We start from the raw sequence: 26,027 nt of genomic DNA, 5'->3' as shown, positions 1-26,027 counted from the left end.
TCCGGGATGGTCCGAAGGACCAGACCCGGAACCTCGAGATTCCGGGTTCGATGCTATCGCATCGCCCCGGAATGACGATGCTACAAAAATCACTCCGCCGCCGTCAGCTTATGTACGTTGTCCGCGATCTCCTTCGGCACCGGCGCGGTCCAAGGTGCGCCGCGGCGGCGCTTGACGTCGACTTCCATCCAGTAGGTCTCCCAGCCCCGGGTCGGGCCGATGCCGTCCATGGTCGCCGGTCCCTGGATCGAACGCGCATTGGCTTCGTCCAAGAACAGCATCGGCTTGTCGCCGCCGGAGACCTTCTCGATCTCCTGCCGCAGCAGACGGCGATATTGCACGATCGCCTTGTCGCTCGAACCGAGATGCTCCTTGGTGCGGTCCTGGATCGCGCCCATCGATTCCACCGCCCACTGGTCGTGGACGTTGATGTCGTTGCCCATGCCGGTATAGGTCGCGGTCTGTTGCTCGTGCGGATCGAAACCGTAATCGTTGGCTCGGTTCTTGCGCGACTTGTAGTCGGGCAGCTCATAGAGCTCGAGCCGCTGGTCGCGCATCTTCTGCTTGTCGACCGGGCTCGTGTAACTGGTGAAGATCGCGTACCAGTAGCAGTTCTCGTCGTCGACCGGCACGTGCCACTGCGTGATCGTCATCTCAGTGCTCATGGGGATGACGAAGCCGTGCGGGAACAGCTGGTTAGTGACGCGCACATGGGTGCGCTCCTCGTCGATCTCGCGCAGCGCGATCAGGCGCAGGCCGTATTCGGTGTGCTCGACATTGATGATCGGGCGGTCGTATTCGCGCAGGATCTTCGTCATCGGCAGGTCGCTTCCCGCCGAAGCGCCGCGAAACTGCTTGCCGTAAGCCGTGGACGTGTCCTCGTCCTCGAAGAAGCGGTGCAGATAGGACGCGTGCGCGGGATCGATACCGACCTCGAGCGCCTGCAGCCAGTTGCAGGCCATGTGGCCCTTGAAGGCAAAGGTGTGGGTACCGGGCGCGACGAAGCAGTCGATCTCCGGGAAGGCGGGCGGGGTGCCTTCGCCGAGATAAGCCCAGAGGATGCCGCTCTTCTCCACCACGGGATAGGAGCGCTGGCGGATGTTCTGGCAGAGCTTTGAATCCTTCGGCTCGGCTGGAGTCTCGATGCACTGGCCCGTCGCGTCGAACAGCCAGCCGTGGAAGGCGCAGCGCAGGCCGCCATGTTCCAGCCGGCCGAAGGCGAGGTCGGCGCCGCGATGGGCGCAGTGGCGGTCGATCAGGCCGTAGCGTCCTCGCTCATCGCGGAATAGCACCAGGTTCTCGCCGAGCAGTTTGACCGGACGGATGGGGCGGCCGCCCTCCAGCTCATCCACCAGCGCCGCCGGCTGCCAGTAGCTCCGCATCAGCTTCCCGCACGGATCCTTCGGCCCGGTACGGGTGATCAGGTCGTTCTGCTCCTGGCTCATCATGGCGTGTGCATCCTTGTGGAGTTCGCCTATTGAACGAATGGGCGAATTATGACATGCCTTGGAGCGGCAGCAAGCACTATTTTGCAGGATTGGCCCGTCACCATGCCCAAGCTGAAGCGGAGCGAGAGCGAGGAGCGCGCGACGGATTTCGTCGAGGCGCTGGATCGCGGCCTGCGCCTGCTGCAATGCTTCGGCACCAATGCAGGCCCGATGACGCTGAGCGATCTCGCCCGCGCCGCCGATCTGCCGCGCGCCACCGCCCGCCGCATGCTGTTCACGCTGCAGCGCGGCGGCTACGTCGCGGGCGACGGCAAGCTGTTCTCGCTGACGCCGCACGTGCTGACGCTGGCAGCGTCTTACTTGCGCTCCAGCCAGCTCGTGGCGGTGCTTCAGCCCGTGCTGGATCGCGTCGCAACCGCGGCAAACGAAATCTCCTCGCTCGCGGTGCTCGATGGCGATGATGTCGTGTTCGTCGCACGCAGCAGCCCGGCGCGGATGTTCTCGGGCGGCCTCGAGATCGGCTACCGCCTCCCGGCCTTTTGCACCTCGGTCGGCCGCGCCATGCTGGGCCAGCTCGACGGCACCGATCTCGCCGCGCGCCTGAAGACGATGAAGCGCGAGGCGCTGACGCCGCAGACGATGACCGATCCGAAGGCGCTGCTCGCACGCATCGCCGCCGACCGCGCGCAAGGCTATTCACTGGTCGATCGCGAGGCCGAGCCGCATTTCCGCTCGATCTCGGTTCCCGTGCGCCGCTATGACGGCGTCATCGCCGCCGCCATCAACATGGGCGCGCATGTCGACCGCGTGCCGACGCAGGAATTGATCGACCGCTTCCTGCCGCTGCTGCGCGAAGGCGCGGAGGCGGTGCGATCACAGCTCCTGTAGCCGAGGTGGGCCAACGGGTCGGCGCGAAGCGCCGCCCGATGACAGGCTCCGGGATATCGGGGGAAGCATCGCAAGACCCCGGATGTCGCTTCGCTCATTCGGGCTACGGGACTATAATGCGCGCAGCAAAAGAACCCAGGGAGCACGCCATGCAACACGCTATGGTTCCCAGTGATCGCGTGCAGCACGTCGCCGTCTATGGCTGTGACGGCAAGAAGCTCGGCACGATCGAGCGGTTGATGCTCGACAAGGTGAGCGGAACGGTCGCCTACGCCGTGATCAAGACCGGCAGCCTGCTCGGCACCCATCACCATTGTCCGGTGCAGTGGAGCGCACTGAAATATGATCCGGCCCGTCAGGCCTTCCAGGTCGACATGACGCCGGAGCAATTGAGCAGCGGCCCTTGCGAGCTCGATGGCGAGGCGTTCGATTGGGGCGACCGTTCGCGGCCCTACCAGCATCCGAACTATTGGTCGATCTAGCCGGGACTAGGGGCTACTGCCCCGTTCAGCAGCGTCACGGCCGGTTGCGCATCCAGTCGGCAAGGCCGGATATTGCCTTGTCGAGATCCTGCCGCGCGGCACTATCCGTGATCGTCTCCTCCATCGCGCCGCGCATGCAGAGCATCCACGCATCGCGCTCGGCATCACCGATGGCAAAGCCGATGTGTCGTTGGCGCAGCCGCGGATGGCCCTTCTCTGGCGTATAGAGGCGTGGGCCGCCGGTCCATTCGGTGAGATAGCGCTTCAGCACGTCCCTGATCAGGCCGAGGTCGTTCGCATGCATGGCGCGGATGACCTTCGCCTCCGGCAGCGTGTCCATGCGTTCGTAGAAGCGGTCGACCAAACGCTCGATCGTGGCGCTCCCGCCGATCCGCTCGAACATGGAGGTGGTGACGGTGCCGTCGGCCATTTCTAAAGCGCTACGCTGCGCAGCCCGAAGCTGCGGGCCTCGTTCTGCAGCACCGGGCGGACCGCATCGATCAGCCGTGCGGCCGCCGCATCGACGGAAAGCCCGGCCGTGTCCACCACCGCGGTCGCGCGCGAATACAGCGGCTCGCGGCTCAGCAAGATGTTGCGCAGCTCCGCCATTGCGGAGCGATCGTCGGCCATCGGACGCAGATCGCCCTGGCGGCGCACGCGGGCCATGTGCTCCTCGGGCTCGGCCTTCAGCCAGATCGTGTAGAACGAGGTCAGGATCTGGTCGAAGGTGAGCGGCTCGGAGACGATGCCGCCGCCGGTTGCCAGCACCATCAGCTCGTTGCGCGCCAGCAGCTTCTGCAGCGCCGCCTGCTCCATGCGGCGAAAGCCTTCCTGGCCGTACAGCGCAATGATCTCGGCGACCGAGAGGCCGTTCTGCTGCTCGACCTCCTTGTTGAGCTCGACGAAGCTCCAGCCGATCTTCTTCGCGAGCATCCGCCCGAGCGTGGATTTGCCGGCGCCGCGCAGACCGATCAGCGCAATGCCGCAGAACGGCGCGCGGCGCGGCGCGGTTGCGCTGCCGCCGGTGAGCAGATCCTTGGCTTGCGCGATCTGCGCCGGTGTCGCCTTGCGCAGGAGGTCGCGGAACATCGGCCAGTCCGGCGCCGGCTCGTCCGAGGGAAGCAGATGCTCCAAATGCGCGCCCATCGCATCGGAGACACGGCGGAGCAGCACGATGGAGACGTTGCCCTTGCCGCTTTCGAGCTGCGCGATGTAGCGCTCCGAGATCCCTGACACCTTGGCGAGCACCTTGCGCGACATGCCGCGCAGCGCGCGCATAGTGCGCACGCGTTGGCCGAGCTGTTCGAGAAAGCGGGATTCGGCGTCGGGACTGTCGGTCATGAGCCTTCTTTACAGATGCCCTCTTGAAGGAGGTCCTGCGGCGCGTTTTAATGAAACATAGTGCCTGCTGGCATTGACAGCAAGCCGCCGCGGTGTCTTTCTATGAATTATAATTCTAAAATTCGGGGGAGAAGTCCGTGAGCGAGGGATCCTACAACGCGGTGACCTGGCTGCTCGACCGTAACGTCGAGGAGGGCCGAGGCAGCAAGCTCGCCTTCGACGACACCGTCTCGCGGCTCACCTATGGCGAGCTGCAGCAACAGACCCGCCGCGCCGCCAACATGCTGCGCCGATTCGGCGTCCGCCGCGAGGAGCGCGTGGCGATGATCATGCTCGACACGGTCGACTTTCCGGTCGTGTTCCTCGGCGCGATCCGCGCCGGCATCGTGCCGGTGCCGCTGAACACGCTGCTGACCGCGGACCAATACGCCTACATTCTCGCCGACTGCCGCGCCCGCGTGCTGTTCGTTTCCGAGGCGCTCTACCCTGTCATCAAGGATGTCGTCGGCCGCATGCCGGATCTCGAGCATGTCGTGGTCTCCGGCGCCAAGCAGAACGGACACAAGCAGCTCACTGAAGAGCTCGCCGGCGAGAGCGATCAGTTCACCACCGCGGCGACGCATCCGGACGAGCCGGCGTTCTGGCTCTATTCGTCGGGGTCAACGGGCATGCCGAAGGGCGTGCGCCACATCCATTCCAATTTGCAGGCGACCGCCGACACCTACGCCAAGCAGGTGCTCGGTATCCGCGAGAGCGATGTGTGCCTCTCCGCCGCAAAATTGTTCTTCGCTTATGGTCTCGGCAATGCGCTGACCTTCCCGATGTCGGTCGGCGCCAGCGTGATCCTGAACAGCGAGCGCCCGACGCCGGCGCGCATGTTCGACCTGATGAACCGCTACAATCCCTCGATCTTCTACGGCGTGCCGACCCTGTTCGCCGCGATGCTCAACGACGAGACCATGAAGGCCGAGCGCGGCGGCAAGAATTTGCGCATCTGCACCTCCGCCGGCGAAGCGCTGCCGGAAACGGTCGGCAACAGCTGGAAGGCGCGCTTCGGCGTCGACATTCTCGACGGCGTCGGCTCGACCGAGCTCTTGCACATTTTTCTCTCGAACGCGCCCGGCGACATCAAATACGGCTCGTCCGGCAAGCCGGTGCCGGGCTATGCGGTGCGGCTCGTCAACGAAGCCGGGCAGGATGTCGCCGATGGCGAGGTCGGCGAACTGCTGGTCGACGCGCCCTCCGCCGGCGAAGGCTACTGGAATCAGCGCCACAAGAGCCGCCGCACCTTCGAAGGACCGTGGACCCGCACCGGCGACAAATATGTTCGTGACGCGGATGGCCGCTACACTTTCTGCGGCCGTGCCGACGACATGTTCAAGGTTTCCGGCATCTGGGTCTCGCCGTTCGAAGTGGAGAGCGCGCTGATCACGCATCCGGCCGTGCTGGAAGCCGCCGTGGTGCCCGAGGCCGATCCGGAAGGATTGCTGAAGCCGAAGGCCTTCGTGGTGCTGCGTCCCGGCGCGACGACGACGGAGTTGCAGGAGGCGCTCAAGGAGCACGTCAAGCAGAAGATCGGCCCGTGGAAATACCCGCGCTGGATCGACGTGGTGGACTCGCTGCCGAAGACGGCGACGGGCAAGATCCAGCGTTTCAAGCTGCGGGAAGGCGCGCATTGAGTGGCTCCGTCATTCCGGGGCGCGCGAAGCGCGAACCCGGAATCTCGAGCTATGGACTGCAATCTCGAGATTCCGGATCAACTCGCTGTGCGAGTCGTCCGGAATGACGGAATGAATGGAAACGACAGCATGACCAACCTCACCCCCACCGGCTTCCTCGACATCGGCACCGCCAGCCTCGAATACAAATGGCTCGCGCCGCAAGTTGCGGATGCACCTGCCATCGTCATGCTGCACGAAGGCCTCGGCTCGGTCGGCCTCTGGGGCGATTTCCCCGAGAAGCTGCAGCAGGCCACTGGCGCCGGCGTCTTCGTCTATTCGCGCGCCGGCTACGGCCAGTCGAGCCCGGTCGCCTTGCCGCGGCCGCTCGACTACATGCATCGCGAGGCGCTGGACGTGCTGCCGAAGCTGCTCGACACGATCGGCTTCAAGCGCGGCCTCCTGCTCGGCCATTCCGACGGCGCCTCGATCGCGGCGATCTACGCGGGAGCGCATCAGGATCATCGCCTGAGCGGCCTTGTGCTGATTGCGCCGCATTTCATCGTCGAGGACATCTCGGTGAAATCGATCGCGGAGATCAAGACGACGTTCGAGACCACCGACCTCAAGACAAAGCTGGCGCGCTGGCACAAGGACGTCGACAACGCCTTCTACGGCTGGAACGGCGCCTGGCTCGACCCGAAGTTCCGCGATTGGGACATCTCCGACTACCTCGCCTATATCCGCGTCCCTGTGATGATCGTGCAGGGCGTGGACGACCAATACGGGACGCTGCGCCAGGCGGAGATCGCACAAGAGGAATGTTACTGCCCGGTCGACCTGAAGATCATTGCCGGCGCAGCGCATTCCCCGCATCGCGAGGCCCCGGGGCCCACGCTCGAGGCTATCACGCAGTTTGCAACAGCCGCCCTAAGGGACGATCCCGGGCTTGAGGCCGCATGAGACGTATGCGCGCCGATATGAAGCAAAGTGCATGCGAGGCTTAGGCCTGGGCTAGACTTACCCGGCAAGATGCATTATTGTGCATCTAACGCTACGGCAAAGACGCATAATCAAGCTCAGGGATGACCCATGGCCGGGGAAGATCGGCGCCTCGCAGGCGGCGCGACATTCATTGATTTCCAGACCGAACCGTCCCGCTACAAGCACTGGAAGCTCGCAGTCGACGGCGACGTGGCGACGCTGACCATGGACGTCGACGAGAATGGCGGCCTGTTCGAAGGCTATCTGCTCAAGCTCAATTCCTATGACCTCGGCGTCGACATCGAGCTCGCCGATGCGGTCCAGCGGCTGCGCTTCGAGCATCCGGAAGTGAAGGTCGTGGTGATGCGCTCGGCCAAGAACCGCGTGTTCTGCGCCGGCGCCAACATCCGCATGCTCGCCGGCTCCACCCATGCCCACAAGGTGAACTTCTGCAAGTTCACCAACGAGACCCGCAATGGCATGGAGGATTCGTCCGAGAATTCCGGCCAACGCTTCATTACCGTGGTGAACGGCTCGGCGGCCGGCGGTGGCTATGAGCTGGCGCTCGCGACCGACCACATCATTCTTGCCGACGACGGCTCCTCCGCCGTCGCACTGCCCGAGGTGCCGCTGCTTGCGGTGTTGCCCGGCACCGGCGGGCTGACCCGCGTCGTCGACAAGCGCAAGGTGCGGCGCGACCATGCCGACTTCTTCTGCACCATCGAGGAGGGCGTGAAGGGCAAGCGCGCCGTGCAGTGGCGTCTCGTCGACGAGATCGCGCCGAACTCCAAACTCGAGGCCAGGATCGCCGAGCGCGCCAAGGAATTCGCAGGCCAATCGAAGCGCAACGGCACCGGCAAAGGCATCGCGTTGACGCCGCTCAAGCGCCTCATCGACGACACCAGCATCCGCTACGGTTTCGTCACGGTCGACATCGATCGCGCGGCGCGCATCGCCACCATCTCGATCAAGGCGCCGGAGACCGCGCCGCCCGCCGACATTGACGGCATGATGGCGCAAGGCGCGTCGTTCTGGCCGTTGCAAGTGGCGCGCGAACTCGACGACGCCATCCTGCACCTGCGTATCAACGAGCTCGAGATCGCCATGCTGGTGTTCAAGAGCCACGGCGACCGTGCCCATGTGCTCGCGGCCGACGCCTTCCTCGAAGCCAACAAGACGCATTGGCTGGTCAACGAGATCCGCCATTACTGGAAGCGCGTCCTGAAGCGCATCGACGTCACCTCGCGCACGCTGGTGACGCTGGTCGAGCCCGGCTCCTGCTTTGCCGGCACGCTCGCCGAACTCGTCTTCGCCGCCGACCGCTCCTACATGCTGATCGGCACGCGCCAGGGCGACAACCGCCCGCCGCCGTCGATCGAATTGTCGGCCATGAACTTCGGTCCCTATCCGATGAGCCATGGCCTGACGCGGCTGCAATCGCGCTTCCAGGCCGATCCCTCGGACGTCGAGCGTGCGGAAGCCACGCTCGGCACCGCGCTCGACGCCGAGCAGGCGGAGGAGCTTGGTCTCGTGACCTTCGCGCTCGACGACATCGACTGGGACGACGAGGTTCGCGTGTTTCTCGAGGAGCGCGCCAGCTTCTCGCCCGACAGCCTCACCGGCATGGAGGCGAGCCTGCGCTTCGTCGGACCGGAGACGATGGAATCAAAGATCTTCGCACGCCTGACGGCATGGCAGAACTGGATCTTCCAGCGCCCCAACGCGGTCGGCGAGGAAGGCGCGCTGCGCCGCTACGGCAGCGGCCAGAAGCCGAAATTCGATATGACGAGAGTTTAAGGAGCGCACGGCCATGAACATGAACATCATGAACGTCGACTACTCGACCAAGATTCCCAACAACGTCAATCTCGCCGAAGACCGCCAGGTGCTCAAAGCGCTGGAAGGCTGGCACCCCGGCTACATGGACTGGTGGAGCGACATGGGGCCGGAAGGTTTCCAGGAATCGCTGGTCTATCTGCGCACCGCCTATTCGGTCGATCCGCGCGGCTGGGCCAAGTTCGACTACGTGCGCATGCCCGAATATCGCTGGGGCATTCTCCTTGCCCCGCAGGAGGAGAATCGCGTCGTGCCGTTCGGCGAGCATTATGGCGAGCCGGCCTGGCAGGAAGTCCCGGGCGAGCACCGCGCCATGCTGCGCCGCCTGATCGTGATCCAGGGCGACACCGAGCCGGCCTCGGTGGAGCAGCAGCGCCATCTCGGCAAGACCGCGCCCTCGCTCTACGACATGCGCAATCTGTTCCAGGTCAACGTCGAGGAAGGCCGTCACCTCTGGGCGATGGTCTATCTGCTGCAGAAATATTTCGGCCGCGACGGCCGTGAGGAGGCCGACGAATTGCTGCGCCGGCGCTCCGGCGATGCCGATGCGCCGCGCATGCTGGGCGCCTTCAACGAGGCGACGCCGGACTGGTTGTCCTTCTTCATGTTCACCTATTTCACCGACCGCGACGGCAAGATGCAGCTGCACTCGCTGGCGCAATCCGGCTTCGATCCGCTGTCGCGCACCTGCCGCTTCATGCTGACCGAAGAAGCGCACCACATGTTCGTCGGCGAGACCGGCATCACCCGCGTCGTGCAGCGCACCTGCGATGCGATGCGCGCGGCCGGCATCACCGATCCCACCGACATCGCGAAGGTCCGCGCGCTCGGCGTGATCGACCTGCCCACGATCCAGAAAAAGCTGAACCTGCACTACACGCTGTCGCTTGACCTGTTCGGCTCCGAGGTCTCGACCAACGCGGCCAACGCCTTCAATGCCGGCATCAAGGGCCGCTATCACGAGACCCAGATCGAAGACGACCACCAGCTCAAGAACTCCACCTATCCGGTGCTCAAGCTGATCAACGGCGAGATCAAGCTGGTCGACGAGCCGGCGCTGACCGCGCTCAACATGCGCCTGCGCGATGATTACAGCCAGGATTGCGTCAAGGGCATGCTGCGCTGGAATAAGGTGATCTCGACCGCCGGCTATGATTTCAGGCTGACCTTGCCCAACGTCGCCTTCCACCGCCATATCGGCGAGTTCAAGGACGTGCACGCGACCCCGGACGGGATCCTGATCGACGAGGCGACCTGGGCCAAGCGCAAGGACGAATGGCTGCCGTCAGCGAGCGACGGCGACTTCATCACCTCCTTGATGCAGCCCGTCACCGAAATCGGCCAGTTCGCTTCCTGGATCTCGCCGCCGAAGGTCGGCATCGACAACAAGCCGGGTGACTTCGAGTACGTGAAGATCGAGTCGTAAGCGTCAGGGGCGGGTGCTCGCGCAACACAAATGGTGTCATCACCCGCGAAAGCGGGTGATCCAGTATTCCAGAGGCGCTTGTGGTCCTGCCGTGAAGCCGCGGCGTACTGGATGCCCCGGGCCAACCGGGGCTTGACCGCGAACTGTGAGGCGCGGCCTTTGCCAAACCTCGCCGCCTACCCCGCGATCTCTAGCCCGGCATTCGCATACACCACGCCGCCGTCGACCGCGATGGTGTTGCCAATCACGTAATCACCCGCGCGCGAGGCGAGATAGATCGCCACCCCCGCCATGTCCTCGTCGGTGCCGATCCGCCGCGCCGGGATGCGCTGTGCGACCTCGTCCGCGTGGTCGCGCGCGGCGCGGTTCATGTCGGACTTGAATGCGCCCGGTGCGATCGCGGTGACGTTGATGTTGTCCTTGATCAGCCTGGTCGCCATGCGCCGCGTCAGATGGATCAGCCCGGCCTTGCTCGCGGCGTAGGAATAGGTCTCCATCGGATTGACGAAGATGCCGTCGATCGAGGCGATATTGATCACCTTCGCAGACCGCTCTGCGCTCGCCGCCGCGCGCAAGGGACCGGCCAGCGCTTTTGTCAGGAAGAACGGCGCCTTGACGTTGAGGTTCATCACCTTGTCCCAGCCGCTTTCGGGGAATTCGTCGAACTCCGCGCCCCAGGCTGCGCCGGCATTGTTGACGAGGATGTCGAGCTTCGGCTCCAGCTTGATGATCTCGGAAGCCAGCTGGTCACAACCTTCGACGGTAGAGATGTCGATCGGCAGCGCGATGCATTCGCCGTCATATTGCGCGGTGAGCTCCTTGGCGGTCGCCTCGCACGGCCCGGCCTTGCGCGCGGTGATGTAGACCTTTGCGGCGCCGGCGCTGAGAAATCCCGCCGCGATCATCTTGCCGATGCCGCGCGAGCCGCCGGTGACCAGCGCGACGCGGCCTTTGAGCGAGAACAGGTCGTTGAACATGAATGCCTCCCTTGGTTGGCGCCCGTTGTGAGCGGGCCGGGCAGGGGAGTCAACTCAGCTAGTCGTCCCGGACAGCGTAGCGAAGCGGAGCGCCGATCCGGCACCCATAACCACAGGAATTCGTTTTGCGAAGACTCGTGGTTGCCTGCTCGTGCAGCAATTTCTCGCTGGGGTATGGGTCCCGAATCGGCGCGCGCTTGGGGCGCGCTCGTCCGGGACGACGGCGGCATTTGCGGCCTACGCCGCCGCGATCCGGCGGAAACCGTTCCACATCGCGGTCGCGGCGCCCGAGGTCAAGACCGGCAGGATTCGTGCGTCCTGGTAGTTGCCGTTGAGCGAGACGCGCGGCAGCGCCGTCATCTGGCCGGCATTCTCCGCGAACAGCATGCCGGGCCGCGTCGTCACTGCGGTCTTGAAGCCCGCCGTCGCAGCCAGGCCGAATTCGCGTGTTCCCGCGGCGTCGCGGTCGCCATAGGGATAAGCGAGGTGCAGCACGGGGCGCTGCAGCGCCTGCTCGATCCGCGCGCGGCTCATGGCCAGCTCCTGCGCGGCGACGTCTTCCGCCAGCTTGGCAAGGTTGCAGTGGCTGACGCTATGCGCCCCGATGGTGACCAGCGGATCGGCGGCAAAGGACTTCAACTCAGCCCAGGACAGGCAGAGGCTGCGGCACAGCGCGGCTAAGTCGACGTCGCCCGTCGTGCAGAGCGCCTCGATCTCCCGCTTGAGGTCGTGCTCGCCCGGCAGTCCGCGCAGCCAGTCGTGCAGGCGGTCGAACGCCGCCTGCTTGGCGGCGGGCGTCGTCGCATCGAGCCGCAGCGCGGAATGGCCAATCTTGATCTCGATCTGCGCGGCCTTGGCGATCACCGCCTCCAGCGCCGCCCACCACAGCCGTCCGGTACCTTCGGCAAAATCGCTGGCGACATAGACGGTCAGCGGCGCGTCAAATTCGCGCAGAACCGGCAGCGCATGGTCCAGATTGTCGCGATAGCCGTCGTCGAAGGTGAAGGCGGCGAAGCGGCGGTCGAAGCGGCCCTGCACCAGCCGCTCATGCAGCTCGTCCATGGTGACGATGTCGATGTCGCGCGAGCGCAAATGGCACAGCGTGGCGCGGAGGAATTCGGGGGTGACCTCGAGATGCCGGTTCGGCTGGAACGCGGCCTCTCGGGCCGGCCGCACATGGTGCAGCATGAAAATGGCACCGACGCCCGACAGAAGCGGGCGCAGCAAATGGTGTGCCCCGCTGAAATAGAGTGCTCCCAGCCCGGCGCGGATGACGTTGTTACGCAGTTGTTTCATGACCGGCCGGCGGACTCTGGCATTCCGTCTTCAACTTACGGAAGAACCCTTGAAGAAAAAGTTATTCGGATTGTCCAGGCGGTGCCTTCGGAAGGGCGCCATTTCCGGTTTGACAGCCTGCCAAGGGTTTGTTTTGTCTCCGGTTCCAGAGTTCGGGTCGTCGAATGCAGAAGCTTTTCAGGTGGGCCAGCAAATGGTGGCCGGGGCTGATTCCCCTGGCCGTCATGTGGGGATTTGCGGCCTGGAATAATACCTTACCGGTCGAAGCCGACCTGTCGGCCCGCAGCTCGGCCGCGTTGAAGGGGACCGTCCTGGACAAGACCCGGATCGCGGTCGACGGCCGCGACGTCAGCCTGGCCGCGGACGCCTTCTCCGAGGAGGGGCGCCGCGACGCCGTGATGGCGGTCGAGACCGTGCCCGGCGTGCGCCTGATCGACGACCGAACCCGCCTTGTTCCCGAGGCCAAGCCCTTCGTCTGGAATGCCGAGCGCGACGTCGTGCGGGTGACCCTGTCGGGCTCCGCGCCCCTGCCGTCCATTAAGGCGCGCCTGACCGAGGCGGCCCGCAAGGAGGTCGGCGGCGTCGAGGTGGCCGACCAGATGGGCCTGGCGCGCGGTGCGCCGCCGCGCTTCGAGGCGGCCGCGACGCTGCTGTTGGATCAGATCGGCAAGCTGAAGGACGGCAAGATCACGATCACGGATACCAAGGTCAATTTGTCGGGCATGGCGCGCGAGCTCGGCGGCCGCGAGGCGATTGCGGCGGCGCTGAAGAACCTGCCCGAGGGCTTTTCGATCGCCGCCAACGACATCAAGGCGCCGCCCTATATCTTCCAGGCCTACAAGGATCCGGTCGCGGCGACCGTGACGCTGACCGGCTACGTGCCCGACAACAATGTGCACGCGGCGATCGCAACCAGTGCCGCGCGAAAATTCTTCACCGAGAAAGTCGTCGACAATCTCAAGGCCAGCATCGGCGCCCCGGGCTCCTTCAACGCGGCCGTGATCGCAGCGCTCGGCGCGCTGTCGCGACTGTCGACCGGCACGCTCGTTGTCTCGGACCGCGAGGTGAAGCTGTCGGGCGATGCGCTCTACGAGGGCGCCGCCAACGACATCCGCGCCGGTCTCGGCAAGGACTTCCCGAAAAACTGGCAGTACAAGCCGGAGATCACCGTGAAGCCTGCGGCAGGTCCGGTCGACGGCACCGTGTGCCAGCAATTGTTCACGGACCTCCTGGCCAAGGGCAATATCCGCTTTGTCGCCAAGCGCGCCGATATCGATCCGGACTCGGCCGCCATCCTCGATCATTTGATCGAGACGGCGCTGCGCTGCCCCACCACCAATATCGAGATCGCCGGGCACACCGATGCCGACGGCGAGGACGGGTTCAACCGGGCCCTCTCCGAGAAGCGTGCGCAGGCGGTGATCGACTATCTGGTCAAGGCCGGCCTGCCCGCCGGCCGCTTCACCGCGGTCGGTCATGGCAGCACCCAGCCCGTCGCCGGCAATGACACCGACGAAGGCAAGGCGCAGAACCGCCGCATCGAATTTCTGGTGAGGTGACGATGCCCTATCTCGTCTCGTTCCATCTGGGGTGGCTGATCGGCTCGGTGCTGCTGGGCTTCTGCATGGGCTGGATTTCGGTGGTCCAGCGCGGCAACGGCACCTCGAAGGTGACAGCGCGCTGGCTTGCCGCGCTGGCCGCCGGCCTGGTCGCGGCCTCGCTCGCTCATGTGGTCCCCGGTCGCTTCGGCTACTGGCTCGACCTCGGCCTGGTCATGTTCGCCTGCTACCTTGTCGGCTGCACCATCGGCGCCTGGCTGCGCGACCGCGTCGTCTCGCGGAGCCAGCCTGCGGCCTGAGCCTTCGGCCCGCCTTTCGGCTCCCCGACCATCAGGCGCATCGGACAAGCCGTGAACGACGCCCGGGATTTGCCCCTTTTTCAGCAGGCGGGGCCGCCCCATAGATTGACGTCCGCTTAAGGCGTGACGGAACATTGTGCGGCTGAAATCATCAAAACTTCATGGCGCCTGCGCAGGATTGCCAAGGAGATTCGCGTCACGTCCTGCCGCCGAAGACGCCAAACCGTGCATCGGGAGCCTGCAATCTGCCTAAAACATTGAATGCACGCGTTTTTGTTCCATTTGGCGAATTCCACTCCGCCCGAAAACGCGCTAGTGGAGAGACAGGGGGCATGCGCGATGCCGGATCCGGCGGCGAGGGTTCGTTGAGTGCCTGTGCGTCGTCTGCCTGTCCGCCGGCCGCTCTGGCCGCTGAAGCGTTGTTTGAGGTCTAGATGCTGGAAGCCATCCGCAGGGCGATGACGTTTCTGCGCCAGAAGCAAATCCTGCATAAGCTCGGAGTTGTGATCAGCATCGCGGTCATCGGCATCGCTTGCTATGTGCTCTACCACATGCTGCGCGGCATCGATGTCAACGAGGTTCTCGAGGCGATCAAGAGCACCGAGCCGAGCCAGATTGCGATGGCGGCGCTGTTCGTCGCCGCGGGCTATTTCACGCTCACCTTCTACGACCTGTTCGCCACGCGCGCGATCGGCCATGCTCATGTGCCCTATCGCATCAATGCGCTCGCCGCCTTCACCAGCTATTCGATCGGCCACAATGTCGGCGCATCCGTCTTCACCGGCGGCGCGGTGCGCTACCGCATCTATTCGGCCTACGGGCTGAACGCGATCGACGTCGCCAAGATCTGCTTCCTTGCCGGCCTGACCTTCTGGCTCGGCAATGCCGCCGTGCTGGGCCTCGGCATCTCCTATCATCCCGAGGCCGCCGCCGCGATCGACCAGCTTCCGCCCTGGCTGAACCGGGCGCTGGCGCTGGCGATCATCGCAGGCCTGGTCGCCTACGTGGTCTGGGTCTGGACCCAGCCGCGCGTGGTCGGCCGCGGGCCCTGGACCGTGGTGCTGCCGGGCGGCCCGCTGACGCTGCTCCAGATCGCGATCGGCATCATCGATCTCGGCTTCTGCGCGCTCGCGATGTACGTCCTGGTCCCGGACGAGCCCAATCTCGGCTTCGTGGTGGTCGCGGTGATCTTCGTCTCGGCCACGTTGCTCGGGTTCGCCAGCCACTCGCCCGGCGGCCTCGGTGTGTTCGACGCCGCCATGCTGGTCGGCCTCTGGCAGATGGACCGCGAGGAGCTTCTGGGCGGCATGCTGCTGTTCCGCGTCCTCTATTATCTGTCGCCCTTTGTCATATCTGTAATCTTGCTGACGTTTCGCGAAGTTATCATCGGCGCACGATCGAAGCGCTTGCAGCAGGCGGCGCTCAAGCTCGACCCCGGTCCGGCGCGTGAAGCCGCCTATGTGAGAGAGCGTAGCGACAGCGGTGTCTGATGGCGCCAGGCCTTCAGACGAGACAAGCCCCAGGAGAAGTCCGCCCCGATGGCGATCGACGCCCCATCTTCTCCCCCCGCCCAGCCCTGGTCCGACCGGCTGCGGCACTCGACCATCATCCTGATCGCTGCGGCGCTGGCGCTGTCCGTCATCGTCTCGCTCGGCGAATTGTCGGCGCTGCATGCCGCGATCGTGTTCCTCTGCATCGCGGCCGCTGCATTGATCCCGTGGCGGCTGCATGACCCCGCCGCCTCGCGCGACGACGTCAGGCGCATCAACCCGGTTGAGAGCGCGGCGGTGGCCGCGGTCGTCGCCGGCATGCCTGACCCGGCGGTGCTGCTCGACCGCGCCGGCCGCGTCATCCACCTCAACGCCGCCGCCGCCCAGCTCGCGCCGGCGCTGCGCAAGAACGAGCTCGCCCAGTTCGCGCTGCGCTCGCCGGAGATCATCACGGCGCTGCGCGAGGCGATCGCGACCAGCGAGCCGCGGCGCGCAAGCTATCTCGATCACGTCCCGGTCGATCGCTGGATGGAGCTCATGATCACGCCGGTACCGGTGCCGACCAGCTTCGGCGGCGCCGACAAATGCATGCTGATGACCTTCCACGACCAGACGCCGCTGCGCCGGGTCGAGGAGATGCGCGCCGACTTCGTCGCCAATGCCAGCCACGAGCTGCGCACGCCGCTCGCCGCGCTATCGGGCTTCATCGACACGCTGCAGGGCCAGGCCAAGGACGATCCCAAGGCGCGCGAGCGCTTCCTCGGCATCATGCACAACCAGGCCACGCGCATGGCGCGGCTGATCGACGATCTCTTGTCATTGTCGCGGGTCGAGCTGTCGGCCCATGTCCGGCCCGACACCCTGGTCGACCTGCTGCCGATCATCCGCCAGGTTGCCGACGGGCTGGAGCCGCTCGCACGCGAGCGCCAGGTCGAGGTCGAGATCCATTTACCGGAAGGGCCGGTGATGATTGCGGGCGATCGCGAGGAGCTGCTCCGCCTGTTCGAAAATCTGATCGAGAACGCGCTCAAATACGGCGCCTCCGGCGGACGCGTCATCGTGTCGCTGACCTCGGCCGCGGCCCCTGACGGAACTCAGGAAGTCCGGATCATGGTGCGCGATTTCGGTCCCGGCATCGCACCCGAGCACCTGCCGCGGCTGACCGAGCGGTTCTACCGGGTGGACGTCGGCGACAGCCGTTCGCAAGGCGGCACCGGGCTCGGATTATCGCTGGTGAAACATATTCTTAACCGCCATCGCGGCCGGCTTTTGATCGAAAGCGTGCCCAAGCAGGGGGCGACTTTCACCGCCTGTTTTCCCCAAGGCAAGGCCCCGGCGGCGGCCTGAAATCCAAGTGATTTCAAGTGGTTGACACTGTCATCCGACTGTCACGAAACCTTCGTAAAAGCACAGCCGACCGCTCCTAAAGGGGCGGCGCGGGGAGCGCGATCGGGCGCGGATGGCGCTTCGTTCCCCTGTATGGAGACCAGCATGAATTTCCTCAAGACGATGGTCGTTGCCGGCTTGGTCGCCGCATCGACGACGGCAGCCTTTGCGGCCGACATCACGGGAGCCGGCGCGACCTTCCCGTTCCCGATCTATTCCAAATGGGCTGACGCCTACAAGAAGGAGACCGGCAACGGCCTGAACTACCAGTCGATCGGTTCGGGCGGCGGCATCAAGCAGATCCAGGCCAAGACCGTGACCTTCGGCGCCAGTGACGCGCCGCTCAAGGCCGAGCAGCTCGAGAAGGACGGCCTTGTCCAGTGGCCGATGGTGATGGGTGCCATCGTTCCCGTGGTCAACATCGAGGGCGTGAAGCCGGGCGAACTGGTGTTCGACGGCGAGACCCTGGCCAACATCTATCTCGGCAAGATCACCAAGTGGGACGACGCCGCGATCAAGAAGCTCAATCCAAACGCGAAGCTGCCCGCGGAAGCCATCACCGTGGTCCGTCGCTCGGACGGTTCGGGCACCACCTTCAACTTCACCAACTACCTCTCCAAGGCCAGCGCGGACTGGAAGAGCAAGGTCGGTGAGGGCACCGCGGTCGAGTGGCCGGTCGGCGTCGGCGCCAAGGGCAACGAAGGCGTGTCGGGCAACATCAGCCAGACCAAGAACTCGATCGGCTACGTCGAGTACGCCTATGCCAAGCAGAACAAGCTGACCTACACCGGTCTCGTCAACAAGGCCGGCAAGCCCGTCCAGCCGACCGTTGAGGCGTTCCAGGCGGCGGCCTCCAACGCCGACTGGGCCAAGGCGCCCGGCTATTACGTCATCCTGACCGATCAGCCCGGCGACAAGTCCTGGCCGATCACGGCGGCGACCTTCATCCTCATGCACAAGGATGCCACCGACAAGGCGGCCTCGCAGGAGGCCATCAAGTTCTTCCGCTGGGCCTTCAAGAACGGCGGCAAGGCGGCTGAAGAGCTCGACTACATCCCGATGCCGGACAGCGTCGTCAAGCTGATCGAGAAGACCTGGGCCGCCGAGATCAAGAGCTAACGCTCCTGTCCCGGACATCGCGCCGGGAGCTCGAAAAACCTCCGCTCCGGATCGGCCTTGCGCCGTGTCCGGAGCGCAAGACCACAACAACCGGCAACAAGCGTATATAATGGGTACAGGGGATTGGCGTGGCTGAGATGGCCGTTCAGAGCGATGTAATCGACGACGCCGGACCGTACGACCGCGCCAAGGCCTTGAGCGCGTTCAAGCTCGGCGACGTGACCTTCTACTGGATCACGCGATTGTCCGCGATCTCGGTGCTGCTGATCCTCGGCGGCATCATCGTCTCGCTGATCGTCGGGGCCTTTCCGGCGATGAAGGAATACGGCATCTCCTTCCTGTGGACGCAGCGCTGGGCGCCGTCGGCGGATCCGCCCGTGCTCGGTGCGCTCGGGCCGATGTACGGCACGCTCGTCACCTCCTTCATCGCGATGCTGATCGCCATTCCCGTCGGTCTCGGCATTGCGATCTTTCTCACCGAGCTGTGCCCGCAATGGCTGCGCCGCCCGATCGGCATGGCGGTCGAGCTGCTCGCCGGCATTCCCTCGATCATCTACGGCATGTGGGGCTTCTTCGTGTTGGGTCCGTTCCTCGCCAACACGTTCCAGCCCTTCATGATCAGGGTGTTCGACGGCGTCCCCGTGCTGGGCGCGATCTTCGCCGGGCCTCCGTCCTATCTCAGCCTGTTCAACGCCGCGCTGATCCTCGCCATCATGGTGCTGCCCTTCATCACCTCGATCTCGGTCGACGTGTTCAAGACGGTGCCGCCGGTCCTGAAGGAAGCCGCCTACGGCGTCGGCTGCACCACCTGGGAAGTCGTCCGCAGTGTGGTCATCCCCTATACCCGCGTCGGCATCATCGGCGGTGTCATGTTGGCGCTGGGCCGCGCGCTCGGCGAGACCATGGCGGTGACCTTCATCATCGGCAACTCGTTCCGGATCTCCTCGTCGATCTTCGCGCCGGGCACCACGATCTCGGCGGCGATCGCATCCGAGTTCGCCGAGAGCGACGGCCTGCACCAATCCGGCCTGATCCTGCTCGGCTTGCTTCTGTTCGTGCTGACGTTCTTCGTGCTCGCGGCCGCGCGGCTGATGCTGCTGCGTCTCGAAAAGAAGGCGGGGAAGTGAGATGAACCCGATCTACGTACGTCGCCGCCGCAAGGACATCGTGGTCCGCGGGCTCTGCGTCGCCGCCGCCGCCTTCGGCGTCACCTGGCTCGCGCTGATCCTGGTGACGCTGCTCTACAACGGCCTGGCCGGCCTCAACCTGCAGATCTTCACCGAGAACACGCCGCCGCCCGGCTCGACCGAAGGCGGCCTGCTCAACGCCATCGTCGGCTCGCTGATCATGACCGTGCTCGGCGTCGGCATCGGCGCGCCGCTCGGCCTGTTCGCCGGCACCTACCTTGCCGAGTACGGCCGCAACGACAAACTGACCTCGGTGATCCGCTTCATCAACGACATCCTGCTCTCGGCGCCCTCGATCATCATCGGCCTGTTCATCTATGGTGCCGTGGTGGTGCCGATGCGCGGCTTCTCGGCCATCGCAGGTGCGCTGGCGCTCGCCGTCATCGTCATCCCGGTTGTGCTGCGCACGACCGAGGACATGCTGCTGCTGGTGCCGAATGCGCTGCGGGAGGCGGCAAGCGCGCTCGGTCTGCCGCGCTCGCTGGTGATCAAGCGGATCGCCTACCGCGCCGCGCGCTCCGGCCTCATCACCGGCGTGCTGCTCGCCACCGCCCGTGTCGCCGGCGAAACCGCGCCGCTGCTTTTCACCGCGCTGTCGAACCAGTTCTTCAGCCTCAGCCTGAACAAGACGATGGCGAACCTGCCGGTTACCATCAACAATTTCGTGCAGAGCCCCTACGCCTATTGGAAGCAACTCGCCTGGAGCGGCGCGCTGCTGATCACGATCACCGTGCTTGCCCTGAACATTGGCGCGCGCATCCTCGGCGCCGAGAGGACTGCAAAATGACCGACCTGTCCGTATCCGTGAGTTCAAACGCCCATCTGGCCTCGCAGCAGCCGTTGCCGGAAGCGCCCGCCAAGGTGACGGTGCGCAACCTCAACTTCTATTACGGCGAGCACCACGCGCTGAAGAACATCAACCTGACGCTCGGCACCAACCGCGTCACCGCGTTCATCGGCCCGTCGGGCTGCGGCAAGTCGACCCTGCTGCGCATCTTCAACCGGATGTACGACCTCTATCCGGGGCAGCGCGCCACCGGTCAGCTCATGCTGGACCAGACCAACATCCTCGACCCCAAGCTGGACCTGAACCTGCTGCGCGCCCGGGTCGGCATGGTGTTCCAGAAGCCGACGCCGTTCCCGATGACGATCTACGAGAACATCGCCTTCGGCATCCGCCTCTATGAGAAGATCTCGAAGTCCGAGATGGACGATCGCGTCGAGAAGGCGCTGCGCGGCGGCGCGCTGTGGAACGAGGTCAAGGACAAGCTCAACGCCTCGGGCCTGTCGCTCTCCGGCGGCCAGCAGCAGCGCCTCTGCATCGCCCGCACCGTCGCGGTGCGGCCCGAGGTGATCCTGTTCGACGAACCCTGCTCGGCGCTCGACCCGATCTCGACCGCCAAGGTCGAGGAGCTGATCCAGGAACTGTCCGAGAACTACACGATCGCGATCGTCACCCACAACATGCAGCAGGCGGCGCGCGTGTCGGACAAGACGGCCTTCATGTATCTTGGCGAACTGATCGAGTTCGACGACACCAGCAAGATCTTCACGTCGCCGAGCGACCGGCGCACGCAGGATTACATCACCGGCCGGTTCGGCTGAGGAGACGGGACATGGGTTCTGAACATACCGCAAAGGCTTTCGACACCGACCTCCAGGAGCTCACCCGCCTGGTCGCCGAGATGGGCGGAATCGCCGAGCGCATGATCGTCGAGTCCGTCGACGCGCTGATCCGCCGCGACATCGCGCTCGGCCAGCGCGTCGTCACCACCGACGCCGATCTCGACGCGCTGCAGAAGCGCATCGAGGAGCGCGCGGTGCTCACCATCGCCCGGCGCCAGCCGATGGCGGTGGATCTGCGCGAGATCGTCGGCGCCATGCGCGTTGCGACCGACCTCGAGCGGATCGGCGACCTCGCCAAGAACATGGGCAAGCGCGTCGCGGCGCTGGAGACCGATTTCCATCCGCTCAAACTGTTCCGCGGCCTGGAGCACATGACCGACCTCGTGCAGCAGCAGGTCAAGAGCGTGCTGGACGCCTATGCCGCGCACGATCTGCCGGCGGCGATGGCGGTCTGGAAGGGCGACGAGGAAGTCGACGCGATCTGCACCTCGCTGTTCCGCGAGCTCCTCACCTACATGATGGAGGATCCGCGCAACATTTCGTTCTGCATCCATCTGATGTTCTGCGCCAAGAACATCGAGCGGATCGGAGACCACGCCACCAACATCGCCGAGACCGTGTTCTACATGATCGAGGGCCAGGCGATCACCGACAAGCGGCCGAAGGGCGACATGACCACGTTCGCCACGACGATTCCGAATACCTGAAGACTTGAAGGAGCGACGACACCATGGGCGCACGCATTATGGTGGTTGAGGACGAGGAAGCTCTCACCGAGCTTCTGCGTTACAACCTCGAAGGCGACGGCTATGACGTCGAGACGGTGATGCGCGGCGACGATGCCGACACCCGCCTCAAGGAGCACATTCCCGACCTGATCGTGCTCGACTGGATGCTGCCGGGCCTGTCCGGCATCGAGCTGTGCCGCCGCCTGCGCACCCGTCCCGAGACCAAGCAGCTGCCGATCATCATGCTCACGGCGCGCGGCGAGGAGAGCGAGCGGGTGCGCGGGCTTGCGACCGGCGCCGACGATTACATCGTCAAGCCGTTCTCGGTGCCGGAGCTGCTGGCGCGCGTGAAGGGTCTTCTGCGACGTGCCAGCCCGGAGCGGCTCGCCACCGTGCTCGCCTATGGCGACATCGAGCTCGACCGCGACAAGCGCCGCGTGGCGCGTTCGGGGCGGCCGATCGATCTCGGCCCGACCGAATATCGCCTGCTGGAGTTCTTCCTGGAGCACCCCGGCCGCGTGTTCTCGCGTGAGCAGCTGCTCGACAGCGTCTGGGGCCGCGACATCTACATCGACGAGCGTACTGTGGATGTCCATATCGGCCGCCTGCGCAAGCTGCTCAATCTCGGCCGCGAGCAGGACCCGATCCGCACCGTCCGCGGTGCCGGCTACGCACTCGACGATCGCTTCGCGAAGGCCGAGCAGACGTAAGCTAATTTAGAGAGCCGCCGCGATATTGGTGTCGTCCCGGACAAGCGTCAGCGCAGATCCGGGACCATAACCACAGGGCGTGGTTGTTTTGCGAAATAGGTAACTCCGAGTCCCCGTCACCACATCCTGCGGTGGCTATGGGTCCCGGATCTGCGCGCGCTTGTGGCGCGCTTGTCCGGGACGACATCGGATTGTTCAACCGTCACCGTGGACGGCTGCTTCTTGATCTCAGAACAAGCTCACCGCGGGCCCGGCTTCGCCGGTGCGCGCCGGCGATCCGCCGCGGGCTGATAGGCCACGCGCGAGTGCTGAGCGCAGTAGGGCAGGCCGGACAGCGCCTTGCCGCCGCAGAAGAAGAAATCCGGGCTCGAGGGATCGCCGACCGGCCAGTGGCAGGTCGCCTCGTTCAATTCGAGCAGCGACAGTCGCTGGCTCATCGGCACCACGTTGTCGTAGGTAACGGGTTCGGCCTCGACCTCGACCTCGAAGGCTTGCGCCAGCGCAGTGTTGCCGCGCGCGATGGGGCGCGTCACCCGCATCATGTGCTGTGCGGGACGCGCCTTGCGCGGCCGGGGCGCGGCCGATGACGGGCTCTTGGCGCGGCCGGACAGACCGAGCCTGTGCACTTTGCCGATCACGGCGTTGCGGGTCACATTGCCGAGCTCTGCTGCGATCTGGCTGGCCGAAAGCCCGGCCTCCCAGAGCTTCTTAAGCTGCTCGACGCGATCATCGGACCAGGTCAAAACCGTCATTGCACCCTTTCCCTCGCCGCGCGGCTGCCGTCCTGGCGCCCTTGCGGCGAATGCCTAAGCCTCGAAAAACCCGTGCCGTCAGAATCCCTTAAGGCTCGCCGGGCGCGTGACTGACGCCCGAACGTTTACGCCGGTACATGAGGACTCTTGGGATCAGAACCGCTGCACGAGATGTCGTATCTGACAGTTCAAACGCTACAATATGGCGTGACTCACGCGCAAGAGTCCGCCGACTCGCTTCCACATGTTCCGTGGTGAAAAACCCGCAAAATCGCCACCGCAAGACTACGGAATCAGCCTTTCCTGAGGCTTTCCAGGTGGCATTGACACCGGGTTCACCAAGCATAAGATAGTGCCGCGTGCCGCCCTTAAAAGGCGGCACGTTTCGTTTTCCGGGCCGGTCAATGGTGCGTTGCGCAATGCACGCCTCACACCGTCCGCAACATCAAGTGACCGTCATGACTAACAGCGCAGCGCCGCATTTGCTCCCCGTTTTCGCCAGGGCCAACCTCGGTTTCGAACGCGGCGAAGGCTGCTGGCTGATCGCGACCAACGGCGATCGCTATCTCGATTTCACCTCGGGCGTCGCGGTGAACGCGCTCGGCCATTGCCATCCGCATCTGATCAAGGCGTTGCAGGAGCAGGCGACCAAGCTGTGGCACATGTCGAACCTGTTCCAGAGCCCGGACGGCGAGAAGCTCGCCGCGCGCCTGTGCAGCGAGAGCTTTGCGGACTTCGTGTTCTTCTGCAATTCCGGCGCCGAGGCACTGGAGGGCGTGATCAAGCTGGTTCGCCATCATCACTTCTCCAAGGGCCATCCGGAGCGCTACCGCATCATCACCTTCGAAGGCGCCTTTCACGGCCGCACGTTGGCGACGCTGGCCGCGACAGGCTCCGCCAAATATCTCGAAGGGTTCGGCCCGCCGATGGATGGCTTCGACCAGGTGCCGCACGGCGACCTCGAAGCCGTCAAGAAGGCGATCGGTCCGCACACCGCCGGCATCCTGATCGAGCCGATCCAGGGCGAGGGCGGCGTCCGCTCGGCACCTCCCGGCTTCCTCAAGGCGCTGCGCCAGCTCTGCGACGAGAAGGGCTTGCTGCTCGCATTCGACGAGGTGCAGACCGGCATGGGCCGCGCCGGCGATCTGTTCGCGCATCGGCGCACCGGCGTCACGCCTGACGTGATGTCGCTGGCGAAGGCGCTCGGCGCCGGCTTCCCGATCGGCGCGGTGCTGGCGACCGCGAATGCGGCGGCCGGCATGGGGCCTGGCTCGCACGGCTCGACCTTCGGCGGCAATCCGCTGGCGATCGCCGCGGCCAACGCCGTGCTCGATGTCATGCTCAAGCCAGGCTTCTTCGACCACGTGCAGAAGATGTCGCTGCTGCTCAAGCAGAAGCTCGCCTCTGTGATCGACCGTCACCCCGACATCGTGAGTGAAGTGCGCGGCGAGGGCCTCCTGATCGGCATCAAGGCCGTGGTGCCCTCGGGCGATCTCGTGGCCGCCTTGCGCGACGAGAAACTGCTGACCGTCGGGGCCGGCGACAATGTCGTGCGCTTCCTGCCGCCGCTGATCGTTACCGAAGCCGAGATCGAGGACAGCGTCGGGCGGCTGGAGCGTGCCTGCACCGCATTGTCGGCGAGCCAGACCAAGCGGGCGGCAAGCTGATGAGCAAGTCCCCCACAAAGACCCCGAAGCACTTCCTCGACATCAACGAGCTGCCGCTGTCGGAGCTCAAGCGCATGCTCGCGGCCTCCTCCGCAATGAAGGCGAAGCAGAAAGCGCATCAGCCGGTGCGGCCGCTCGAAGGCAAGACGCTGGCGATGATCTTTGAGCGGCCCTCCACCCGCACGCGGGTCTCGTTCGACGTCGCCATGCGCCAGCTCGGCGGCGAGCCCATCATGCTCACCGGCGCCGAGATGCAGCTCGGCCGCGGTGAGACCATCGCCGACACCGCACGCGTGCTGTCGCGTTACGTCGATGCCATCATGATCCGCATCCTCAATCACGAGGCCCTGCTGGAGCTTGCGGCCAACGCCACCGTGCCCGTCATCAACGGCCTGACGCGGCGCTCGCATCCCTGCCAGGTGATGGCCGACCTCATGACCTATGAGGAGCATCGCGGCCCGATCGAGGGCAAGACGGTGGCCTGGACGGGCGACGACAACAACGTTCTGGCGTCCTGGGCGCATGCCGCCGAGCGCTTCAGGTTTCAGCTCAACGTCGCCACTCCTCCGGAGCTCGCGCCGAAAAAGGCGATGCGCGACTGGGTCAAGGCGACGGGCGCGCCGATCGTTCTCGGTACCGATCCGGAAGCCGCCGTGCGCGGTGCCGATTGCGTCGTCACCGACACCTGGGTGTCGATGGGCGACAAGGAAGGCGAGCATCGCCACAACGTGCTCAAGCCCTACCAGGTCAACAGCAAGCTGATGTCGCTCGCCAAGCCCGATGCGCTGTTCATGCACTGCCTGCCCGCTCATCGTGGCGAGGAGGTCACCGACGAGGTGATCGACGGTCCGCAATCGGTCGTGTTCGACGAGGCCGAAAACCGCCTGCACGCGCAGAAGGGCATTCTGGCCTGGTGCTTTGACGCGGTGAAGTGATCTCGGTGGTGGGGCTGCGTTGCTGGCCCCATTCTCCGCCGTCGTCCCGGACAAGCGTCAGCGCAGATCCGGCACCCATACCGCGTGATCTCTCTTGTGACGGGTTGGAGGCCGATGTTCTTCGCCAAACGAATGCCTGTGGCTATGAGTTCCGGATCTGCGCTTCGCGACCGACAGCGCTTCGCGCTGTCGCCGCTGCGCTTGTCCGGGACGACAGCGGAATATGCAGCAGC

At 65.0% G+C, this 26,027-nt stretch carries 24 protein-coding genes; 18 read left to right on the top strand and 6 right to left on the bottom strand.

Translation table 11 applies throughout. The features are described 5' to 3' along the window. Nucleotides 1–89: 89 nt before the first annotated feature. Nucleotides 90–1,448, bottom strand: coding sequence for a Rieske 2Fe-2S domain-containing protein (locus tag P6U31_RS34690; RefSeq protein ID WP_407186085.1), 1,359 nt, complete (start codon nt 1,446–1,448; stop codon nt 90–92). A 102-nt stretch (nt 1,449–1,550) separates the two neighbouring features. Between P6U31_RS34690 and P6U31_RS34685 the strand changes: the two genes are divergently transcribed. Continuing rightward, on the top strand, nt 1,551–2,336 hold the full coding sequence (locus P6U31_RS34685) for an IclR family transcriptional regulator C-terminal domain-containing protein (RefSeq protein WP_407186084.1): 786 nt from the start codon (nt 1,551–1,553) through the stop codon (nt 2,334–2,336). A gap of 149 nt (nt 2,337–2,485) precedes the next feature. Continuing rightward, entirely contained in the window at nt 2,486–2,818 is a 333-nt protein-coding gene (locus P6U31_RS34680) for a PRC-barrel domain-containing protein (protein WP_407186083.1), read from the top strand. 34 nt (nt 2,819–2,852) lie between these two features. Here P6U31_RS34680 and P6U31_RS34675 read toward each other — a convergent pair whose 3' ends face one another. After that, nucleotides 2,853–3,248, bottom strand: coding sequence for a group II truncated hemoglobin (locus tag P6U31_RS34675; protein ID WP_407186082.1), 396 nt, complete (start codon nt 3,246–3,248; stop codon nt 2,853–2,855). 2 nt (nt 3,249–3,250) lie between these two features. Beyond that, on the bottom strand, nt 3,251–4,159 hold the full coding sequence (locus tag P6U31_RS34670) for a helix-turn-helix transcriptional regulator (RefSeq protein ID WP_407186081.1): 909 nt from the start codon (nt 4,157–4,159) through the stop codon (nt 3,251–3,253). 137 nt (nt 4,160–4,296) lie between these two features. Between P6U31_RS34670 and P6U31_RS34665 the strand changes: the two genes are divergently transcribed. From P6U31_RS34665 to boxB, 4 genes are all read left to right on the top strand, one after another. Continuing rightward, entirely contained in the window at nt 4,297–5,838 is a 1,542-nt protein-coding gene (locus P6U31_RS34665) for a benzoate-CoA ligase family protein (protein ID WP_407186080.1), read from the top strand. A gap of 129 nt (nt 5,839–5,967) precedes the next feature. Beyond that, nucleotides 5,968–6,780, top strand: coding sequence for an alpha/beta fold hydrolase (locus P6U31_RS34660; protein ID WP_407186079.1), 813 nt, complete (start codon nt 5,968–5,970; stop codon nt 6,778–6,780). Between the two features lie 129 nt (nt 6,781–6,909). After that, nucleotides 6,910–8,598: a 2,3-epoxybenzoyl-CoA dihydrolase gene (gene boxC, locus P6U31_RS34655; protein WP_407186078.1), complete on the top strand. Its 1,689-nt coding sequence runs from the start codon at nt 6,910–6,912 to the stop codon at nt 8,596–8,598. Nucleotides 8,599–8,611: 13 nt separating this feature from the next. Next, nucleotides 8,612–10,063 carry a benzoyl-CoA 2,3-epoxidase subunit BoxB gene (boxB, locus tag P6U31_RS34650; RefSeq protein ID WP_407186077.1) on the top strand — a complete coding sequence of 484 codons (1,452 nt, stop codon included), beginning with the start codon at nt 8,612–8,614 and terminating at the stop codon, nt 10,061–10,063. Between the two features lie 176 nt (nt 10,064–10,239). Here the strand turns inward: boxB and P6U31_RS34645 are convergent, their stop codons facing one another. Together P6U31_RS34645 and P6U31_RS34640 are read right to left on the bottom strand one after the other, a co-directional pair. After that, complete coding sequence (locus P6U31_RS34645) at nt 10,240–11,040, bottom strand: SDR family NAD(P)-dependent oxidoreductase (RefSeq protein WP_407186076.1); 801 nt, start codon at nt 11,038–11,040, stop codon at nt 10,240–10,242. Nucleotides 11,041–11,277: 237 nt separating this feature from the next. Beyond that, nucleotides 11,278–12,336: a polysaccharide deacetylase family protein gene (locus P6U31_RS34640; protein WP_407186075.1), complete on the bottom strand. Its 1,059-nt coding sequence runs from the start codon at nt 12,334–12,336 to the stop codon at nt 11,278–11,280. A 164-nt stretch (nt 12,337–12,500) separates the two neighbouring features. Between P6U31_RS34640 and P6U31_RS34635 the strand changes: the two genes are divergently transcribed. From P6U31_RS34635 to phoB, 10 genes are all read left to right on the top strand, one after another. Continuing rightward, nucleotides 12,501–13,895, top strand: coding sequence for an OmpA family protein (locus P6U31_RS34635; protein ID WP_407186074.1), 1,395 nt, complete (start codon nt 12,501–12,503; stop codon nt 13,893–13,895). 2 nt (nt 13,896–13,897) lie between these two features. After that, nucleotides 13,898–14,194, top strand: coding sequence for a hypothetical protein (locus P6U31_RS34630; RefSeq protein WP_407186073.1), 297 nt, complete (start codon nt 13,898–13,900; stop codon nt 14,192–14,194). A gap of 434 nt (nt 14,195–14,628) precedes the next feature. Then, entirely contained in the window at nt 14,629–15,684 is a 1,056-nt protein-coding gene (locus P6U31_RS34625; protein WP_407186072.1) for a UPF0104 family protein, read from the top strand. A gap of 48 nt (nt 15,685–15,732) precedes the next feature. Beyond that, on the top strand, nt 15,733–17,031 hold the full coding sequence (locus P6U31_RS34620; protein ID WP_407186071.1) for an ATP-binding protein: 1,299 nt from the start codon (nt 15,733–15,735) through the stop codon (nt 17,029–17,031). A gap of 144 nt (nt 17,032–17,175) precedes the next feature. Next, nucleotides 17,176–18,189 (top strand): phosphate ABC transporter substrate-binding protein PstS, encoded by a 1,014-nt coding sequence (pstS, locus tag P6U31_RS34615; protein ID WP_407186070.1) that lies wholly within the window; start codon nt 17,176–17,178, stop codon nt 18,187–18,189. 137 nt (nt 18,190–18,326) lie between these two features. After that, nucleotides 18,327–19,316: a phosphate ABC transporter permease subunit PstC gene (gene pstC, locus P6U31_RS34610; RefSeq protein ID WP_407190042.1), complete on the top strand. Its 990-nt coding sequence runs from the start codon at nt 18,327–18,329 to the stop codon at nt 19,314–19,316. A gap of 1 nt (nt 19,317) precedes the next feature. Beyond that, the gene (gene pstA, locus P6U31_RS34605) at nt 19,318–20,163 is read left to right on the top strand and encodes a phosphate ABC transporter permease PstA (RefSeq protein WP_407186069.1); all 846 of its coding nucleotides are present in this window, start codon (nt 19,318–19,320) and stop codon (nt 20,161–20,163) included. Then, nucleotides 20,160–20,981, top strand: coding sequence for a phosphate ABC transporter ATP-binding protein PstB (gene pstB / locus P6U31_RS34600; protein ID WP_092289110.1), 822 nt, complete (start codon nt 20,160–20,162; stop codon nt 20,979–20,981). Before pstA ends, pstB begins: the two co-directional genes overlap by 4 nt. 11 nt (nt 20,982–20,992) lie before the next feature. Beyond that, on the top strand, nt 20,993–21,709 hold the full coding sequence (gene phoU, locus P6U31_RS34595) for a phosphate signaling complex protein PhoU (protein ID WP_407186068.1): 717 nt from the start codon (nt 20,993–20,995) through the stop codon (nt 21,707–21,709). 23 nt (nt 21,710–21,732) lie between these two features. Continuing rightward, nucleotides 21,733–22,440 carry a phosphate regulon transcriptional regulator PhoB gene (gene phoB / locus P6U31_RS34590; protein ID WP_008143479.1) on the top strand — a complete coding sequence of 236 codons (708 nt, stop codon included), beginning with the start codon at nt 21,733–21,735 and terminating at the stop codon, nt 22,438–22,440. Between the two features lie 239 nt (nt 22,441–22,679). Here phoB and P6U31_RS34585 read toward each other — a convergent pair whose 3' ends face one another. Beyond that, entirely contained in the window at nt 22,680–23,192 is a 513-nt protein-coding gene (locus tag P6U31_RS34585) for a GcrA family cell cycle regulator (protein WP_014491301.1), read from the bottom strand. A 458-nt stretch (nt 23,193–23,650) separates the two neighbouring features. Here P6U31_RS34585 and P6U31_RS34580 point away from each other — a divergent pair, with 458 nt between their 5' ends. Continuing rightward, complete coding sequence (locus P6U31_RS34580) at nt 23,651–24,859, top strand: aspartate aminotransferase family protein (RefSeq protein ID WP_407186067.1); 1,209 nt, start codon at nt 23,651–23,653, stop codon at nt 24,857–24,859. Continuing rightward, nucleotides 24,859–25,794 (top strand): ornithine carbamoyltransferase, encoded by a 936-nt coding sequence (argF, locus tag P6U31_RS34575; protein WP_407186066.1) that lies wholly within the window; start codon nt 24,859–24,861, stop codon nt 25,792–25,794. Before P6U31_RS34580 ends, argF begins: the two co-directional genes overlap by 1 nt. Nucleotides 25,795–26,027: the final 233 nt, after the last annotated feature.

The organism is Bradyrhizobium centrosematis (assembly GCF_045571495.1).
Classification (GTDB): Bacteria; Pseudomonadota; Alphaproteobacteria; order Rhizobiales; family Xanthobacteraceae; genus Bradyrhizobium; species Bradyrhizobium centrosematis.
Note: the sequence above shows the minus strand (reverse complement) of the source record. Positions and strands in the feature narration are given on the sequence as shown.